Source organism: Sphingopyxis sp. LC81, assembly GCF_000756375.1.
Classification (GTDB): Bacteria; Pseudomonadota; Alphaproteobacteria; order Sphingomonadales; family Sphingomonadaceae; genus Sphingopyxis.
On sequence record NZ_JNFD01000001.1, the window covers coordinates 86,324 to 102,364 of the forward strand.

General features: G+C 64.7%; 20 protein-coding genes. 9 read left to right on the plus strand and 11 right to left on the minus strand.

Annotated elements, in window-relative coordinates; genetic code table 11:
• Nucleotides 1-64 precede the first annotated feature (64 nt).
• From FG91_RS00435 to FG91_RS00450, 4 genes are read right to left on the minus strand one after another with little or no spacing between them, the layout of a single operon-like run.
• Nucleotides 65-436, minus strand: coding sequence for a hypothetical protein (locus tag FG91_RS00435; RefSeq protein ID WP_235211888.1), 372 nt, complete (start codon nt 434-436; stop codon nt 65-67).
• A complete protein-coding gene (locus FG91_RS00440) occupies nt 417-806 on the minus strand; it encodes a hypothetical protein (RefSeq protein ID WP_037510446.1) in 390 nt (129 codons plus the stop codon). The genes FG91_RS00435 and FG91_RS00440 overlap by 20 nt, the downstream gene beginning before the upstream one ends.
• Nucleotides 790-1,254, minus strand: coding sequence for a phage holin family protein (locus FG91_RS00445; protein WP_037510449.1), 465 nt, complete (start codon nt 1,252-1,254; stop codon nt 790-792). The genes FG91_RS00440 and FG91_RS00445 overlap by 17 nt, the downstream gene beginning before the upstream one ends.
• A gap of 7 nt (nt 1,255-1,261) precedes the next feature.
• Complete coding sequence (locus tag FG91_RS00450; RefSeq protein WP_052187209.1) at nt 1,262-1,810, minus strand: hypothetical protein; 549 nt, start codon at nt 1,808-1,810, stop codon at nt 1,262-1,264.
• A gap of 204 nt (nt 1,811-2,014) precedes the next feature.
• Here FG91_RS00450 and eno point away from each other — a divergent pair, with 204 nt between their 5' ends.
• From eno to FG91_RS00485, 7 genes are all read left to right on the plus strand, one after another.
• Nucleotides 2,015-3,289 (plus strand): phosphopyruvate hydratase, encoded by a 1,275-nt coding sequence (eno, locus tag FG91_RS00455; RefSeq protein ID WP_037510453.1) that lies wholly within the window; start codon nt 2,015-2,017, stop codon nt 3,287-3,289.
• A gap of 69 nt (nt 3,290-3,358) precedes the next feature.
• The gene (locus FG91_RS00460) at nt 3,359-3,685 is read left to right on the plus strand and encodes an FtsB family cell division protein (RefSeq protein ID WP_037510456.1); all 327 of its coding nucleotides are present in this window, start codon (nt 3,359-3,361) and stop codon (nt 3,683-3,685) included.
• A 139-nt stretch (nt 3,686-3,824) separates the two neighbouring features.
• Nucleotides 3,825-4,895 (plus strand): pyruvate dehydrogenase (acetyl-transferring) E1 component subunit alpha, encoded by a 1,071-nt coding sequence (gene pdhA / locus FG91_RS00465; RefSeq protein ID WP_037510458.1) that lies wholly within the window; start codon nt 3,825-3,827, stop codon nt 4,893-4,895.
• A 1-nt stretch (nt 4,896) separates the two neighbouring features.
• Nucleotides 4,897-6,282: a pyruvate dehydrogenase complex E1 component subunit beta gene (locus tag FG91_RS00470; RefSeq protein WP_037510459.1), complete on the plus strand. Its 1,386-nt coding sequence runs from the start codon at nt 4,897-4,899 to the stop codon at nt 6,280-6,282.
• A 28-nt stretch (nt 6,283-6,310) separates the two neighbouring features.
• A complete protein-coding gene (locus tag FG91_RS00475) occupies nt 6,311-6,910 on the plus strand; it encodes a hypothetical protein (protein ID WP_235211889.1) in 600 nt (199 codons plus the stop codon).
• Nucleotides 6,911-6,993: 83 nt separating this feature from the next.
• Entirely contained in the window at nt 6,994-7,710 is a 717-nt protein-coding gene (gene cysE, locus FG91_RS00480; protein WP_037510463.1) for a serine O-acetyltransferase, read from the plus strand.
• Nucleotides 7,710-8,060 carry a DUF2794 domain-containing protein gene (locus FG91_RS00485; RefSeq protein ID WP_037510466.1) on the plus strand — a complete coding sequence of 117 codons (351 nt, stop codon included), beginning with the start codon at nt 7,710-7,712 and terminating at the stop codon, nt 8,058-8,060. Before cysE ends, FG91_RS00485 begins: the two co-directional genes overlap by 1 nt.
• Here the strand turns inward: FG91_RS00485 and FG91_RS00490 are convergent.
• Complete coding sequence (locus FG91_RS00490) at nt 8,038-9,111, minus strand: hypothetical protein (RefSeq protein ID WP_037510468.1); 1,074 nt, start codon at nt 9,109-9,111, stop codon at nt 8,038-8,040. The two genes, FG91_RS00485 and FG91_RS00490, sit on opposite strands and share 23 nt — an antisense overlap.
• Nucleotides 9,112-9,234: 123 nt before the next feature.
• Nucleotides 9,235-10,137, minus strand: coding sequence for an SDR family oxidoreductase (locus FG91_RS00495; protein WP_037510469.1), 903 nt, complete (start codon nt 10,135-10,137; stop codon nt 9,235-9,237).
• 201 nt (nt 10,138-10,338) lie between these two features.
• Between FG91_RS00495 and FG91_RS00500 the strand changes: the two genes are divergently transcribed.
• Complete coding sequence (locus tag FG91_RS00500; protein ID WP_037510471.1) at nt 10,339-11,703, plus strand: OprO/OprP family phosphate-selective porin; 1,365 nt, start codon at nt 10,339-10,341, stop codon at nt 11,701-11,703.
• Nucleotides 11,704-11,774: 71 nt separating this feature from the next.
• On the opposite strand, the gene FG91_RS00505 is transcribed toward FG91_RS00500, so the two are convergent.
• Entirely contained in the window at nt 11,775-12,422 is a 648-nt protein-coding gene (locus FG91_RS00505) for a nickel uptake transporter family protein (protein ID WP_037511018.1), read from the minus strand.
• A gap of 460 nt (nt 12,423-12,882) precedes the next feature.
• On the opposite strand from FG91_RS00505, the gene FG91_RS00510 reads away from it, so the two are divergent.
• On the plus strand, nt 12,883-13,233 hold the full coding sequence (locus tag FG91_RS00510) for a hypothetical protein (RefSeq protein WP_152567948.1): 351 nt from the start codon (nt 12,883-12,885) through the stop codon (nt 13,231-13,233).
• A gap of 51 nt (nt 13,234-13,284) precedes the next feature.
• Here FG91_RS00510 and FG91_RS00515 read toward each other — a convergent pair whose 3' ends face one another.
• The 4 genes from FG91_RS00515 to pstB form a co-directional block, all read right to left on the minus strand.
• A complete protein-coding gene (locus FG91_RS00515; protein WP_037510475.1) occupies nt 13,285-13,614 on the minus strand; it encodes a DMT family transporter in 330 nt (109 codons plus the stop codon).
• Between the two features lie 197 nt (nt 13,615-13,811).
• The gene (phoB, locus tag FG91_RS00520; protein ID WP_037510484.1) at nt 13,812-14,510 is read right to left on the minus strand and encodes a phosphate regulon transcriptional regulator PhoB; all 699 of its coding nucleotides are present in this window, start codon (nt 14,508-14,510) and stop codon (nt 13,812-13,814) included.
• Complete coding sequence (gene phoU, locus FG91_RS00525; protein WP_037510486.1) at nt 14,510-15,232, minus strand: phosphate signaling complex protein PhoU; 723 nt, start codon at nt 15,230-15,232, stop codon at nt 14,510-14,512. The genes phoB and phoU overlap by 1 nt, the downstream gene beginning before the upstream one ends.
• A gap of 24 nt (nt 15,233-15,256) precedes the next feature.
• Nucleotides 15,257-16,039: a phosphate ABC transporter ATP-binding protein PstB gene (pstB, locus tag FG91_RS00530; protein WP_037510489.1), complete on the minus strand. Its 783-nt coding sequence runs from the start codon at nt 16,037-16,039 to the stop codon at nt 15,257-15,259.
• Between the last annotated feature and the right edge of the window lie 2 nt (nt 16,040-16,041).

Sequence of the window (16,041 nt, forward strand, 5' to 3'; positions counted from 1 at the left end):
ATAAACGCTAGTAGGGGAGAAGCCGCGCCCCCTACCAGCGCTTTGCCCTTACGGCAAGTGCGGCTCAATCCTCGCCCTTGCGGTCCCCCGAGCCGGACTTCGGTAGCAGTGAGCCGAGCAGCGCGCCAATCGCGACCGCGCCCGCGACCAGAGCCAGCGGCTGCTTCTCGGCTGCATCCTTCAGCTTGCTGTTCGCGCGCTTCGCCTGCGCCTTGCCCTTTTCATAGACTTCGCCAGCGGCTTCGCGGGCAACGCCGGCCTGTTCGCTCGCCTTGGCCGCGAGATCCTCCGTCGCGGCACGGGCGCGGCCATAGCCGTCCTGAATGCGCGCCTTTGCCGCCTCGGCGGTCAGTCGCGCGTTTTCGGCGGTTTTCTCCGCAAGTTCACTCGCCTTTGCACGCGTCTCGCGGGCGGTTTCACCGAACGGTTTCATCATCTTCCTCCACTAAATCGATGTCATCCTCGTCCGCTGATGCATCGGCGGAACGAAAATGATCGGCGACGTCGGTCGCCAGGTCCTGAATCTTTTGCACCAGCCGCGGTGCATGTTCCTTGATCGGTTCGCGCAGCAGCCAGGCGATGCCCGCCGCCGCCGCGATCGCGATCGGCAGGCGGTTGTTGCGGAACTGCTGCTGCACCGCATGCGCTGTGTCGTCGACGGCCTCGCCAATCCGGTACTTACCGCGATCGACGAGCGCACTGGGCCTCAGCGCCGCGCGCGCAACGTCGAGCCGACGGTGCAGTTCGGCGCGCTGGAGCATCGATCGGCGCGCGGCGGCGATCAGGCTGTTACGCGTCCGCGGCATCGTCGATCCCTTCGTTCGTGAGGTCACGCCGAAGCGCGGTGCGAATGTCGCCATAGCTGAGCTGCGCGCGCCATCCGGCAAAAGCGGCGAGGGCAAGCAAGACGCTGACGACGATCAACGTCGCGACGAACGGCCCGACATGCGGCGCGAGCGCGAGGATTGCCCCGAACGCGAGCGCGAGCATCGCGATGCCGAGCGCGCACGCCGCAATCGTGCCCCATGCCGCGGCCCAGCTGGCGCCGTGCAGCGCCAGCTGACCCCGTGCCTCTATCAGCGCAAACTCCGCCCTTGCCGTCGCCGAGAGATTGTCGACGACGTCGCCGACAATCTTTTCGAGCGGAACGGGGGGCGGCGTGACCGGACGCCCATCGGGCGCGTAGCCGTGGCTTATGCCATCAAAGCTGCGCGCGTCGGGCGCCGGCGGGGGATTCGGATCGGAAGATGCCAACGCCCTGTCAATCGTTCGAGCTGCCTTTGAGCATCCGGGCGAGCACGAAGCCGATCACCGTGGCGGCACCGACGGCGATTGCCGGGTTCTTCTTGACCATGTCGCGGGTCGAGGCGGCGAGCTCGTCGAGATCCTTCTTGTCGAGCGTCGTGGCAAGGCCGGCAACGGTCGTCGCGGCCGAGCGGGCATAGTCGCCGTACTGCTTGCCGAACTTGCTGTCGACGGTTCCGGCGCTGTCTTCGAGAAGCTTGGCGAGGCTGCCGACGGCTTCGGCCGCCTTGTCCTTGCCCTTGTTCGCGGCGTCGCGCGCCTTGGTCGAGGCCTGATTCTTCAGCGTCGTCGCTTCCTGCTTCAGCGAGGCGGCTTTCTTTGACGCTTCGGATTTGATGGTGTCGCGCGTCGCGGCGATCTGGTCGCGGATCGGGTGATCCTTGGCGTTCGCCTTTTTGGCGGCCGGCTTGCGTGCCGGCGCAGCCTTGGTGGCAGCGGCCTTCACGGGCGCTTTGGGACGGGGAGCAGCAACTTTCTTCGTCGCGGGAGTAGCGGCTTTGGCCATCGGCTTTGTCCTCTTCTTCTTATACGGGCGCCGCATCAGCGGGCGTCCCCTTTTGGTCCTGCCTCAATATATAGCAAGGCGAGGCCAATGGTTCCATCCCTCCGCAAAATTCCTATGCAGCGGTTGCACTAACGTCACCCTGCCGATAACAGGCGGGCGCCTTTCCCTACGCCCTGTCGACAGGGCTTCAGCAGGACATATTCCATGACCGCCATCATCGACATTCACGGCCGCGAAATCCTCGACAGCCGCGGCAATCCGACCGTCGAAGTCGATGTCCTGCTCGAAGACGGCAGCTTCGGCCGCGCCGCGGTGCCCTCGGGCGCCTCGACCGGCGCGCACGAAGCCGTTGAACTCCGCGACGGCGACAAGACGCGCTATCTCGGCAAGGGCGTGATCAAGGCGGTTGCCGCGGTCAACGGCGACATCGCCGAAGCGCTGATCGGCCTCGATGCCGAGGACCAGCGCGAACTCGATCAGGCGATGATCGACCTCGACGGCACGCCGAACAAGAGCCGTCTCGGCGCCAACGCGATCCTCGGCGTCAGTCTCGCCGCCGCGAAGGCCGCGGCCGATGCGCGCGGCCTGCCGCTCTATCGTTACGTCGGCGGCGTCTCGGCGCGCACGCTTCCCGTTCCGATGATGAACATCATCAACGGCGGCGAGCATGCCGACAACCCGATCGACGTGCAGGAATTCATGATCATGCCCGTCGGCGCGGGCAGCATCGCCGAAGCCGTTCGCTGGGGCAGCGAGATTTTCCACACGCTGAAAAAGGGCCTGTCGGCGAAGGGGCTCGCGACCGCGGTTGGCGACGAGGGCGGCTTCGCCCCGAACCTCGCCTCGACGCGCGCTGCATTGGACTTCATCGCCGCGTCGGTCGATCAGGCGGGCTTCAAGCTCGGCACCGATGTCGTGCTCGCGCTCGATTGCGCCGCGACCGAATTCTTCAAGAACGGCAAGTACGAGATCAGCGGCGAAGGGCTTTCGCTTAGCCCCGAACAGATGGCCGAATATCTCGCCGCGCTCGTCAGCGACTATCCGATCAAGTCGATCGAGGACGGCATGAGCGAAGATGATTTTGTGGGCTGGAAGGCGCTCACCGACCTTGTCGGCGACAAGTGCCAGCTCGTCGGCGACGACCTGTTCGTGACCAATCCGCTGCGCCTCGAACAGGGGATCAAGGACGGCCTCGCCAACTCGCTGCTCGTCAAGGTCAACCAGATCGGCACGCTGTCCGAAACGCTCGACGCGGTCGATATGGCACACCGCGCCCGCTACACCGCCGTCATGTCGCACCGCTCGGGCGAAACCGAGGATTCGACGATCGCCGACCTCGCGGTCGCGACCAACTGCGGCCAGATCAAGACCGGCAGCCTCGCGCGTTCGGACCGGCTCGCCAAGTACAACCAGCTGATCCGTATCGAGGAAGAGCTGGGCGACATGGCGCGCTATCCGGGTGCTTCGATTTTCGGCTGATCGCAAAGCTGCGGAAAACTGTGGCCTGACGCCTTGACGCCGCGAATCAACTCTGATTCAAGGGTCGGAATGACGCAGCGCCACAAATTCCGCAAATCGATGCACCGGGCCGCCGGTCCCGCCATCGCGGTGATGGTGGTGCTGGCGATGATCGGCTATATCATTTTTGGACCGACCGGCCTCTACGCTTGGGGCGATTACGGCCAGTCGGTCGAAAAGCAGCGCGTCATATTGAGCGAGCTGACCAAAAGACAGACCGAGCTCCAGAACCGCGTTAACCTGCTCGACCGGCGCCGCGTCGATCCCGACCTCGCCGAGGAATATGTCCGCGAGAAGCTCGGCGCCTATCACCCCGACGAGGTGATCATTCCGATGGAACCCGACGCGAAGCGCTGAGCTTTCGCTGCGGCGTCGCTGCACTTTTGCTGCATACGTAAGTTGGCATAGCGGCCGCCCATGGTGGGCGTTGCCAAGTGCCGCGCGGCTCTCCTATAGGGAGCGCTTGCCGTAACGGCTAACTGCAAAGGAACCCGCCTTGGCCAAAGCACCCGCGCGCACCTCCCCCGCGCCCAAAAAGACTGCATCCACCCCGGCCGCCGCGAGCAACCGCGAGCAACCGCGCGATCCCGTCCCCTATGACGCGACGCCCGAAGAGCTGGAAAAATTCTATCGCGAGATGCTGCTCATCCGCCGCTTCGAAGAGAAGGCGGGGCAGCTTTACGGTCTCGGCCTGATCGGCGGTTTCTGCCACCTCTACATCGGCCAGGAAGCCGTCGCGGTCGGCCTGCAGTCGGCGCTCGACGGCGACAAGGACAGCGTGATCACCGGCTACCGCGACCATGGCCACATGCTCGCTTACGGCATCGACCCCAAGGTCATCATGGCCGAGCTGACCGGCCGCGCCGCGGGCATTTCGCGCGGCAAGGGCGGCTCGATGCACATGTTCAGTGTCGAGCATAAATTCTATGGCGGCCACGGCATCGTCGGTGCGCAGGTGTCGCTCGGCACGGGCCTCGCCTTCGCGCACAAATATCGCGGCGACGGCGGTGTGGCGATGGCCTATTTCGGCGACGGCGCATCGAACCAGGGCCAGGTCTACGAGAGCTTCAACATGGCCGAGCTGTGGAAGCTGCCGATCATCTTCGTGATCGAGAACAACCAATATGCGATGGGCACCTCGGTGAACCGCTCGTCTGCCGAGGACCAGCTCTACCGCCGCGGCGAAAGCTTCCGCATCCCCGGCATGCAGGTCGACGGCATGGACGTGCTTGCGGTGCGCGGCGCGGCCGAAGCGGCGCTTGAATGGGTGCGCGCGGGCAAGGGCCCCGTGCTGATGGAGCTCAAGACCTATCGCTATCGCGGCCACTCGATGTCCGACCCCGCCAAATATCGCAGCCGCGAGGAGGTGCAGGCGGTGCGCGACAAGAGCGATTCCATCGAACATCTGAAGAAACTGATGACCGATGCGGGCATCACCGAAGACAAGTTCAAGGAAATCGACAAGGAAATCCGCGCGATTGTGGCCGAGTCCGCCGACTTTGCGGAAAGCGCGCCCGAACCCGAACTTCATGAACTGTATACCGACGTGCTGGTGGAGCAATATTGAGATGGCCATCGAATTGAAAATGCCGGCACTGTCGCCGACGATGGAAGAAGGCACACTCGCCAAGTGGCTCGTCAAGGAAGGCGACACGGTGAAGTCGGGCGACATTCTCGCCGAGATCGAAACCGACAAGGCGACGATGGAATTCGAAGCGATCGACGAGGGCACGATCGGCCAGATCCTCGTTGCCGAGGGCACCGACAATGTGAAGGTCGGCACCGTGATCGCGACGATCACGGGCGAGGGCGAGGAAGCGGCTGCTCCGGCTGCTGCACCCGCACCGGCCGCTGCGCCCGAACCGAAGGCTGAAACCCCGGCACCCGCTCCGGCGCCAGCCGCCGCTCCGGCTGCGGCCCCCGCTGCCGCCGAACGCGCCTCCGATCCGGCGATCCCCGAAGGCACCGCAATGGTCCGCCTGACGGTCCGCGAAGCCTTGCGCGACGCGATGGCCGAGGAAATGCGCAAGGACGACCGTGTTTTCGTGATGGGCGAGGAAGTCGCCGAATATCAGGGCGCGTACAAGGTCACGCAGGGCCTGCTCGAAGAATTTGGCGCGCAGCGCGTCGTCGACACCCCGATCACCGAATATGGTTTCGCGGGCCTTGGCGCGGGTGCCGCGATGGGCGGGCTGCGTCCGATCATCGAGTTCATGACCTTCAACTTCGCGATGCAGGCGATCGACCACATCATCAACTCGGCGGCGAAGACCAACTATATGTCGGGCGGCCAGATGCGCTGTCCGATCGTGTTCCGCGGCCCGAACGGTGCCGCGGCGCGCGTCGGCGCGCAGCACAGCCAGAATTTCGCACCCTGGTATGCGAGCGTCCCCGGCCTGATCGTGATCGCGCCTTATGACGCGGCCGACGCCAAGGGGCTGATGAAGGCGGCGATCCGCACCGAAGACCCCGTCGTCTTCCTCGAGAACGAGCTGCTCTACGGCCGCAGCTTCGACGTGCCCGAGGTCGACGATTTCGTCCTGCCGATCGGCAAGGCGCGGATCATGCGCCAGGGCAGCGATGTCACCATCGTCAGCTACTCGATCGGCGTCGGGCTCGCGCTCGAAGCCGCCGACGAGCTGGCGGGCGAGGGCATCGACGCCGAGGTCATCGACCTGCGCACGCTGCGCCCGCTCGATACCGCGACCGTGCTCGCGAGCCTCAAGAAGACGAACCACCTCGTCATCGTCGAGGAAGGCTGGCCGGTCTGTTCGATCGCCAGCGAGCTTGCGATGGTCGCGATGGAGCATGGCTTCGACGATCTCGATGCGCCGGTGATGCGCGTGTGCAACGAGGATGTGCCGCTGCCCTATGCGCACAATCTCGAAAAGGCCGCGCTGATCGATACGCCGCGCGTCGTCGCAGCCGTGAAGGCGGTCCGCAATCGCGCCTGACGACCAAGAGACGGCTTTCTACCCCGATATGCGCGATCCGCGCGTGCTGGTCTCCGTACCGCACGCGCGGCGCGCGGCGCTGTCGGCGCTGTGGGGATTGGCGGCGCGGCTGACCAAGCTGTTGCTCGACGCGCGCGAGCCGCTGATCGGACAGATCAAGCTTGCGTGGTGGCGCGACATGGCGGCAATGCTCGCCAGCGATCCGGGCGCGCTGCCGAAGGGCGAGCCGCTGCTCGCCGAACTTCAGGAAACATGGGCGGGGCAGGGCGGTCTCGACGCGCTCGTTGACGCGGCGGAAGCGATGTTGCTCGCCGACAACGCCGACGATCGGCGCGCGGCCTCCGAAAGCTTTGGCGGACACCTCTTCGCACTGTCCGGCGGCGACGAAGCCGGCGGAAAGCGCTGGGGTTTGATCTGGGGCGCGGGTGTCGAGGAAAGCGAGGCCGAAGCCCGCGATTTGCTCGGCCAGGCGAAGGCACTGGGTGCGCCGTCGCGCAGGATTTTTGGTCGAAACCGGTCGCTCTTAATGCTCGACCGCTGGGCCGGCATGATCGCGAGCCAGGATGGCGAGCGGCATTTGCGCAGCGAAGGACTGCTCCTGCTGCGCCTCGGCCTGTTCGGCCGCTGACGATAAAAATGCACCGGGGGTGGAAATGCCGCGCCCGAACATCTATCTTGTCCGGTACAAAATAGGGTCGCAGGGGACATTATATGTTCAACGGGCTGATTGCCTATCTCGATTCGATCAAGGCGCGCGATCCCGCGCCGCGGTCGCGCTGGGAAATTCTACTCTATCCGGGTTTGGTTGCGGTCGGCATGCACCGCATCGCGCATTGGCTGTTCGAGGCGCGGCTGTTCTTCCTCGCGCGCTTCGTCAATCATTTGTCGCGCTTCCTGACCGCGGTCGACATTCATCCGGGAGCGACGATCGGCCGTCACCTGTTCATCGATCACGGCTTTGGCGTCGTGATCGGCGAGACCGCCGAGATCGGCAACAATGTCTCCATCTATCAGGGCGTGACGCTGGGCGGGACCGACCCCGCGAACGGTATCGGCGGCAAGCGCCATCCGACGCTGGCCGACGATGTGATCGTCGGATCGGGCGCGCAGATATTGGGGCCCGTCACCGTCCATTCACGCGCGCGCGTCGGCGCCAATGCCGTCGTGACGAAGGATGTGCCCGAAGGCGCGGTGATGGTCGGCATCCCGGCGCGCTCGACCTTGCTCGATGCAACCGAATATGCGCGCGAGTTCGTGCCCTATGGCACACCATGCAGCGAGACTTTCGACCCCGCGACGCAGAAGGTCGAATTGCTGCAATGCCAGCTCGATCTGATGCAGAAGCAGCTGAAGGCCTTGCTCGACGAACGCGAACTCGCGGCCGAGGATGAAGCGCCGCGGCGCAAAGGGAGCCGGACCGGCGCCTGATGGGAACCGTCACGCCTCTACCGTTCGGCCATAACAGAGCGGTTCCGCAGCAAACCGGTTTCGAGCGCCCCGAACTCATGCGCATCCTCGACCTCTACGGCCGCATGGTCGCCGCGGGGCACTGGCGCGATTATGCGATGGACTTCCACCGCGACGCCGCAATCTTCTCGGCCTTTCGCCGCGCCGCCGAGCGGCCCGAATATCGCATAGAAAAACGCCCCGCCTTGCGGAGCCGGCAGGGCATGTGGGCCCTTGTCTCCGAAGCCGGGGCGATCTTGAAGCGCGGGGACGAGCTTTCCAATGTGCTCGCCCCCGTCGAACGCAAGCTTATGAAGCTGGTATCGGACTGACCGGACGGATCGTCGCGGGCAGCTGGTTCGCGAGATTGTCGGGCAGGAAGCCGACCACCACCGCGCGCGCATTCTGCCAGAAGGCCGAGAGCAGCAGCAACGCCGAACCGATCACGAAGGCCGTGAGCGCGACATTGAGTTCGACCGCGCCAAAGGTGTTGAACAGCTGCGTCATCGCGAACAGCACATAGGCGAGCGCCGAGACGAGCAGGGCGCGGCGGTCGATAGCGAGCGCGATCAGCCCGAACAGGATATAGACGCCGATCACCATCACCGCCGCCGCGCTGCCGATGTCATCGCCGCGGGTGACGCCGAGCAGGTGGAATATCGGATGCGCGATCATCGGCGCGGCGAGCAGGTGGAGCCAGAAGGCGACGTCGCTGCGGCGCGTCTGGCGTACGCGGTCGCTGCGGTCCCACCACATCGCGAGCGCGAAGACACCGAGCCCGGCGATCAGCACGAGCACCATCGGCAGCGTGCCGTCGGGGCTGGGGATTCCGGTGATCGCCAGCACGAGCGCGACCGCGGTGGCGGCAAGCGCCGCAGTCCCCGCGGCCACGGTGATCGGCACCATGAAACGCTTCCAGTGCGCCCAGGTCGCCGCGGCGGTGACGAGCGCCATCGACCCGATCAGGATCGCGCCGACGGTTTCGCCGGGATCGCTCCCGAAAATCGCCTCGCCATGCTCGACGAGGACACCCACCATCGTCGCGAACACCCCGCCTGCAAAGGCGAGGACGAGCACGATACTGGGCAATGCCATACGGCGTTTGCGGGTGAAATATTCGGCGAGGAACCACGCCGAGCCGGCGACGAACGCGCCGCCGAGCGCGGTATGGATCGAAGCGCCGATCCAGCCGACCGCGACGAGCAGGATGACCGCCGCGATGCTGACGAAAATGTCGTTGAAGCCCGTAATAAGGCGGAATGATTCCTCATCCGCTCCGGGAGCGGCGCGCACCGATGCGATATGTGACCGGAAAGCCAGCGCGGCCTCCGGCGTCAGTACCTTTGCATCGACCGCAGCTTGCAGGTCGGTTTCACTATACATCGGGGTCGTCCTTCTGTCCGATCCCCTTGCCCCGCGATGTTTATGGCATTGGCGTGTTAGTGTGTCAATACAGCGTGGCGCTCGATCCTCCCCATGGCTTCGCGACAGGGAGGATTGGTTCGGTCACCCCAGCGCCATCAATGCCTTCATGACATTCATCGACTGCTCGCTGCCCGACTGTGGGACGATTTCGCCATTGCGGTCGATGATCTTCTCCCACGCCGCGGCGACGCCCTCGGGGGTACGCTCGCCCTCGGGAAGCGCGACGCCTGGGGTCATCGTGACATAGGCGGCGTGATAGGCACCCGCGCCTGCGCCGACGATCATGTTGGTCGGGGCGTCTTCGCTGACCAGATAGAGCGCCGCCGGAACGACATTCTCGGGCGTGAATTTTTCGAACAGCTCGGCGGGGAAGATGTCTTCGGTCATGCGCGTGCCCGCGACCGGTGCGATCGTGTTGCAGCGGATGTTGTACTTCGCGCCTTCGAGGTGGAGCGTCTTGGTCAGGCCCGCGAGGCCCAGCTTCGCCGCGCCGTAATTGGCCTGGCCGAAATTGCCGTAGAGGCCGGTCGACGATGCGGTCATCAGGATGCGGCCATAGGCCTGTTCGCGCATCAGGTCCCAGCACGCCTTGGTGACGTTGGCGCTGCCGCTGACATGCACCTTTAGCACCAGGTCGAAATCGGCGGGCTCCATCTTGGCGAAGCTCTTGTCGCGCAGGATGCCGGCGTTGTTGATCAGGACGTGGACGCCGCCCCATTCTTCCTTCGCCTTGGCGACCATCTCGACCATCTGTTCATATTCGGTGACGCTGCCGCCGTTCGAGATGGCGGTGCCGCCCGCGGCGCGGATTTCCTCGACTACCTGCAGCGCCGCGTCCGAATGGCCGGTGCCGTCGCGCGATCCGCCGAGGTCATTGACGACCACCTTTGCCCCGCGCCGCGCGAGTTCGAGCGCATAGGCGCGGCCAAGGCCGCCGCCGGCGCCGGTGACAATAGCAACGCGGCCGTCAAATTTGATCGTCATGATGGTCTCCCGGTAGGGGCCGCCCCGAAGAAAGGTTGCCCGAAAAAACTGGAACGTCCTTAGCCGTTCGCTCCCGGCTGGCAAGAGGGAGAGAAAATGCCGATTGCAACGGAAATGTCATCTTAAAGACGTGCAACTGTCACATATCGGTCATAACAGCGCCCGCAGATTGTCACCCTTTCGCAACGGAGCAAATCCCTCATGCGCCACGCCCTGACCGCCGCCCTGCTGGCGACGTCGATGTTCAGCCTGCCGACCGCCGCCCATGCCCAGGCGATGACGGCCGAGGAAGCGGCGCAGCTGCGCGCCGAACTCGCGGAGCTGAAGGCCAAGGTCCAGACGCTCGAGACGCGGCTCGACACCGCGACTCCGCAGCTGGCGCCCGCACCGGCTCCGGTGCCGACGCCCGCGCCGCCTTCGGTGACCGCGAAGCCCGCGACCGAGATCAGCTGGAAGGGCGCGCCCGAGATCAAGACCGCCGACGGCTGGAGCTTCAAGCCGCGCGGGCGCGTCCAGCTCGACGTCGCGGGCATCGACGCGCCGGCGGGCGTCACCGGCATCCGCGGCGGCACCGCGACCGAATTCCGCCGCATCTACCTCGGCGTCGACGGCAAGATCCCGGGCGGTTTTTCGTACCGCATCGAGGCCGATGTCGCGAACAGCGAGGTCGAACTCACCGACATTTACCTGACCTACGGCACCGGGCCGCTGTCGGTCACTGCGGGTCAGATCAAGCCCTTCTGGGGGCTCGACGATATGACGAGCGACCTGTTCACGAGCTTCATGGAACGCGCTGCATTCGTGCAAGCATTCGGTTTCGAGCGCCGCGTCGGCCTGTCGGCGCAATATAAGGGCAAGACCGTGCTGCTGCAGGGCGGGGTGTTCGGCGACAACGCCCGCGACCTGACCGACAGCAACCACAGCCTCAGCGTCGATGGCCGCGTCGTGTTCATGCCGAAGCTTGGCAATACGCAGCTTCACCTTGCCGCATCGGGCCATTACCGCGACCCCAACGACCCCGCGGCGACGAACCGCTACCGTGCGCGGCCGTTCGTCCACACGACCGACGTGCGGCTGGTCGACACGGGGCTGCTCGACATATCGAGCGAGCGCGGCCTTGGCCTCGAAGGCGCGGTGCTCGCCGGGCCGTTCCACGCCGCGGGCGAAGCCTATTGGCAGAGCGTCAAGCGCAGCACCGCCGCCGCCGATCCGACCTTCTTCGGCGGCTATGCCGAGGTCGGCATGGTGCTCACCCCCGGTGATGCGCGCGGCTACAAGGATGGCGCGTTCGATCGCCTCAAGCCGTCGAAGCCGATCACCGCCGGCGGGATCGGCGCGATCGAGGTCAATGCGCGCTACGACTATCTCGACCTCAACGATGCGGGCGTGCGCGGGGGGCAGCAAAAGACGGCGCTGATCGGGCTTGTCTGGGCACCGATCGACTATATCCGTATCACCGCCAACTACGGCAAGCTGTGGCTCGACGACGCGCGCGTCGCGGCAGCGAACGGCGACCGCAGCTATACGGCCGATACCTTCGGGCTGCGCACACAGATCGATTTCTGACCCGGGCAACGACTGGTTTCCGTCTCCCGGCGAAAGCCGGAATGACGGAAACGGGTGAATGGCCGCCAGTCCTATGGCGCGACGTAGGTCAAGGTCGACACATGGACCGCGCTGGCGACCGGCTTGCCCGAAAGGACGCGGTCGCCTTTGACCTCGTGCGTCGTCGACAGCAGGTAGCGCCCCTTGCCGCGCGCCGGGACCGCGACCACGCCCTTGTCGTCGGCGAGCGTCGACTTCGCCCACCGGTCGGGGTCGATGATCGTCAACTTGGCGCCGGGAACCGGGCTGCCCCGCCAAAGGACCGCGAAGCTGTCGCCGCCCGCGGCCAGCGGAACGATTTCCAGGTCGAGCGCATGGCGCGTCTCGGTGCGGCCCGCGCGGGCATGATAGACGACGCCCTTCAGCTTGCCGTCCTCGCCCGCCCAGGGTTCGAAGACATTGTCGTCGACCAGCCGGACGTCGCCCATTCCCGGAACCGCGGCTTCGATATGGTTGGCGCGGCGGACGAGCGGAGCAGGGCGGTCGCGGCTGTCGGCAAACAGCACCGGCGTTTTCAGTTTCGGGAATTCGGGATCCCCGCTTTCGGGAACCGCTTCGGCCGGCTCGCCAAGATAGATGCGCGCCGGAGCGGCGCCGTCGCGTTCGATCCAGACCTCATGCGCCGCAGCGGGCGAGGCGGCGGCGCTTATGACCAGAAGCGGAGCGAGCCATTTTTTCATGCCGGTTTCCTTTGCCGAATATCTGCAAGCGGGCTCGCTGCGCGCGGGCGGCGAGCCATGCCCGATCATTGGCAAGCCTGATGCTTTATTGCAAACGATTATTACTAGCGAATAAGAGAAGCCGTTGCGGCGGTGATCGGCCGTTGCAGCAACGAACCGATTTCCCTTCCCGCTTGCGTGAGGGGCAGCGAGGCTTGCCGGCTTGCTGGCTAGCCGCAGCGGGGTGGGCTGATCGCAACGTTACTGGCCCACCCCCGACCCCTCCCGCAAGCGGGAGGGGAGATTGGCGTCTGCAACCGGGCGCTAGCGGACTTCCGGGCCTCTGATCGGGAACAGGGTGTTTACAAGCGGCCGCTCCTGAAGGGCGTGCGGTGTCGCTGGAAGGCCGATTGCAAAAGTCCGTATCTTCTGACACATTTCCCATGCTCAAAAAGATTATAGTTCACAAAGGAGGCACCGGATGCGTGATTTTTCCTTTATGCTGTCTTTATTGATAGCCGGATTGTTGGCGATTTTCCTGACCGGTGAAGCAAATTCTCGTGAAAAAGCGGGAATCAGGGAGGAATGTACCGACTTTGGATTCAAGGAAGGTACGGATGCTTTCGCCAATTGCATGTTGCAGCTTTCGCTGGAGCAGCGCCGCCATCAGCCTCCCGACCGCGCTGCCCTTCTTCGCCGATATAAAGATCTCAGCATGGCCCGGCGTGGCGATGACCGGTATCCGGTGTGCACTGCTTCCATGATGGATAACGAGCTCGACACGTCGGTCAACAAGTGGGTCGGCCCCAATTGCCAGATGGCGCCCGACTAGGGGCCGGTCGCTCCCGTAGCGCGCGACCGCAGCTGTAGGTCCTGTCCGGGATCAGTGTGCGGTGCTGTTCGAAAAGCCGTTCATCACCACCACGCCGCCTATGATCAGCGCCATGCCGACCATGGCGGGGGTGTCGAGCTTCTGGCCCTGAAACACCCACGCGATCGCCGCGATCAGGACGATCCCGACGCCGGACCAGATCGCGTAGGCGATTCCCGTGGGCAAGGTTCTGAGGGTCAGCGACAGGAAGTAGAAGGCGACGATATAGCCGCCGGCGGTAATCAGCGACGGAACCAGCTTCGTGAAGCCTTCCGATTGTCTCATAAAGCTTGTTGCAATGACCTCTGCAACGATGGCGATGGCGAGGTAGATATATTGCATGGCGATGCTCCGTCGTCGGTGGCGGCGGGGCGGCAACTGCAATTGAGCGCCACCTGCCGCAAAGGCTGGTTGGCGCCGTGGCGGAGAAGAACCCGTCAAGCGGGCGCAGGAGATACCAGCCTGCTACTCTATTCTCGGCACGCCGGACATCTATCCGGCCTGCCGGTGGAATTCAACGTCGACGAGCGTGCCTGACGTTAGACGCTCTTGCCTGCATCCAGCGCATAACCGGCCGAGCGTACGGTGCGGATGATGTCGCTCGTGCCGGGCAGGTTGATCGCTTTCCGCAGGCGGCGGATATGGACGTCGACGGTGCGCAGTTCGATGTCGCTGTCCTGGCCCCAGACGCTATCGAGCAATTGCCCGCGCGAGAAGACGCGGCCTGGATGCTCCATGAAATGGCGGAGCAGGCGGAATTCGGTCGGCCCCATCGCGACGATCTGGCTGTTGCGCACGACCTTGTGCGCGACCGAGTCGAGCTCGATGTCGGCATAGGTCAGCATCTCGCCCGCCAGCGCAGGGCGCAGGCGGCGGAGCACCGCCTGGACGCGCGCGACCAGTTCGCGCGGGCTGAATGGCTTGGTGACATAATCGTCGGCGCCGGTCTCTAACCCACGGATGCGATCCTCTTCCTCGCCGCGCGCGGTGAGCATGATGATCGGGACGTTCGCCGATTTCGGATTGCGGCGGAGGCGCCGGCAAACCTCGATCCCGGGTAGGCTCTCGATCATCCAGTCAAGCAGGACGATGTCGGGCACGCGTTCCTCGACAAGGACGAGCGCCTGCTCGCCGTCGGGGGTCTGGCGGACCGAAAAGCCCTCGCGCGCGAAATGCCAGACGATGAGTTCGGCGATCGCCTCGTCATCTTCGATCAGCAGCAGGTCGGGCTGCGGCATCAGCCTTGCTCCTGCTCCGCTGACGCACTGTCCTCGGGGGTCTCGCCGCGTTCGCGTTCCTCCATATGTTCGCCGGTGACGACATAATAGACCATCTCGGCGATGTTCGTCGCATGGTCGCCCATGCGCTCGAGGTTCTTGGCGACGAACAACAGGTGCGCGCTTTCGGTGATGTACTTGGGATTTTCCATCATGAAGGTGACGAGCGTGCGGAAGATGCTGTTGTAGAAATCGTCGACATTCTTGTCGCGCACCGTCACCCGCACCGCGAGTTCGGCGTCGCGCGCCGCGAAGCTGTCGAGCGCGTCGTGGATCAGCTCGGCGACGATGTTCGACATCGACATCAGCAGCGGGATCGCCTCGATCGAGCGCGTCTGGTCCATCAGCGCGACGCGCTTGGCGATATTCTTCGCATAGTCGCCGATGCGCTCGACGACCGAGACGATCTTCAGCGCCGCGATCATTTCGCGCAGGTCGTCGGCCATCGGCGCGCGGAGCGCGATCGTCTGCACCGCGAGCTGTTCGACCTCGGCCTCGAGCGCGTCGATCTTCTTGTCGTCGCGCACGACCTGCGCCGCGAGATCGAGGTCGCCCTTGCTGAGCGAGGTCATCGCCTGGAGCAATGCCTGTTCGGCGCGGCCGCCCATTTCGCTGATCAGCCCGCGCAGGCGGTTGAGGTCTTCGTCGAAGGCTTTGACCGTATGATCGTTCGTTAGTGCCATCACTCTTGTCCTTTTGGCTGCGGCTTAACCGTAGCGGCCAGTGATATAGTCCTTGGTGCGTTCCTGCTTCGGGTTGGTGAAGATGTCGGTGGTCTTGCCGTACTCTACCAGCGTCCCGAGGTGGAAAAAGGCGGTGCGCTGCGACACGCGGGCCGCCTGCTGCATGTTGTGCGTGACGATCACGATCGCATATTTGCCGCGCAATTCGTGGATCAGTTCCTCGATCTTCGCGGTCGCGATCGGGTCGAGCGCCGAGCAGGGCTCGTCCATCAGGATGACTTCGGGGTCGACCGCGATCGCACGCGCGATGCACAGGCGCTGCTGCTGGCCGCCCGACAGCGCGGTGCCGCTTTCGGCCAGCCGGTCCTTGACCTCGTCCCACAGGCCGGCGCGTACCAGTGCGCGCTCGACGATGACGTCGAGGTCGGCCTTGTTCGGCGCGAGGCCGTGGATGCGCGGGCCATAGCCGACATTGTCATAGATCGACTTGGGGAAGGGGTTCGGTTTCTGGAACACCATGCCGACGCGCGCGCGCAGCTGCACGACGTCCATCGACGGCGCATAGATATCCTCGCCGTCGAGCGTGATGCGGCCGGACACCTTCGCGCTTGCGACCGTGTCGTTCATGCGGTTCAAGGACCGCAGGAAGGTCGATTTGCCGCAGCCCGACGGGCCGATGAAGGCGGTGACAAGGTCGGTGCCGACGTCGATCGAGACGTCGTTGATCGCCTGCTTCTCGCCATAGAAGACGTTGACGCCCTCTGCCTTCATCTTGGGATCGGCGATGGTAAGATCGTCTTGGGTCATAT

What these genes read in the sequence shown, in the direction of transcription:
- FG91_RS00435 (WP_235211888.1), bottom strand. Translation starts at nt 436, where the DNA reads ATGATGAAACCGTTCGGTGAAACCGCCCGCGAGACGCGTGCAAAGGCG.
- FG91_RS00440 (WP_037510446.1), bottom strand. Translation starts at nt 806, where the DNA reads ATGCCGCGGACGCGTAACAGCCTGATCGCCGCCGCGCGCCGATCGATG.
- FG91_RS00450 (WP_052187209.1), bottom strand. Translation starts at nt 1,810, where the DNA reads ATGGCCAAAGCCGCTACTCCCGCGACGAAGAAAGTTGCTGCTCCCCGT.
- eno (WP_037510453.1), top strand. Translation starts at nt 2,015, where the DNA reads ATGACCGCCATCATCGACATTCACGGCCGCGAAATCCTCGACAGCCGC.
- FG91_RS00460 (WP_037510456.1), top strand. Translation starts at nt 3,359, where the DNA reads ATGACGCAGCGCCACAAATTCCGCAAATCGATGCACCGGGCCGCCGGT.
- FG91_RS00470 (WP_037510459.1), top strand. Translation starts at nt 4,897, where the DNA reads ATGGCCATCGAATTGAAAATGCCGGCACTGTCGCCGACGATGGAAGAA.
- FG91_RS00475 (WP_235211889.1), top strand. Translation starts at nt 6,311, where the DNA reads ATGCGCGATCCGCGCGTGCTGGTCTCCGTACCGCACGCGCGGCGCGCG.
- cysE (WP_037510463.1), top strand. Translation starts at nt 6,994, where the DNA reads ATGTTCAACGGGCTGATTGCCTATCTCGATTCGATCAAGGCGCGCGAT.
- FG91_RS00485 (WP_037510466.1), top strand. Translation starts at nt 7,710, where the DNA reads ATGGGAACCGTCACGCCTCTACCGTTCGGCCATAACAGAGCGGTTCCG.
- FG91_RS00490 (WP_037510468.1), bottom strand. Translation starts at nt 9,111, where the DNA reads ATGTATAGTGAAACCGACCTGCAAGCTGCGGTCGATGCAAAGGTACTG.
- FG91_RS00495 (WP_037510469.1), bottom strand. Translation starts at nt 10,137, where the DNA reads ATGACGATCAAATTTGACGGCCGCGTTGCTATTGTCACCGGCGCCGGC.
- FG91_RS00500 (WP_037510471.1), top strand. Translation starts at nt 10,339, where the DNA reads ATGCGCCACGCCCTGACCGCCGCCCTGCTGGCGACGTCGATGTTCAGC.
- FG91_RS00505 (WP_037511018.1), bottom strand. Translation starts at nt 12,422, where the DNA reads ATGAAAAAATGGCTCGCTCCGCTTCTGGTCATAAGCGCCGCCGCCTCG.
- FG91_RS00510 (WP_152567948.1), top strand. Translation starts at nt 12,883, where the DNA reads ATGCGTGATTTTTCCTTTATGCTGTCTTTATTGATAGCCGGATTGTTG.
- FG91_RS00515 (WP_037510475.1), bottom strand. Translation starts at nt 13,614, where the DNA reads ATGCAATATATCTACCTCGCCATCGCCATCGTTGCAGAGGTCATTGCA.
- phoB (WP_037510484.1), bottom strand. Translation starts at nt 14,510, where the DNA reads ATGCCGCAGCCCGACCTGCTGCTGATCGAAGATGACGAGGCGATCGCC.
- phoU (WP_037510486.1), bottom strand. Translation starts at nt 15,232, where the DNA reads ATGGCACTAACGAACGATCATACGGTCAAAGCCTTCGACGAAGACCTC.
- pstB (WP_037510489.1), bottom strand. Translation starts at nt 16,039, where the DNA reads ATGACCCAAGACGATCTTACCATCGCCGATCCCAAGATGAAGGCAGAG.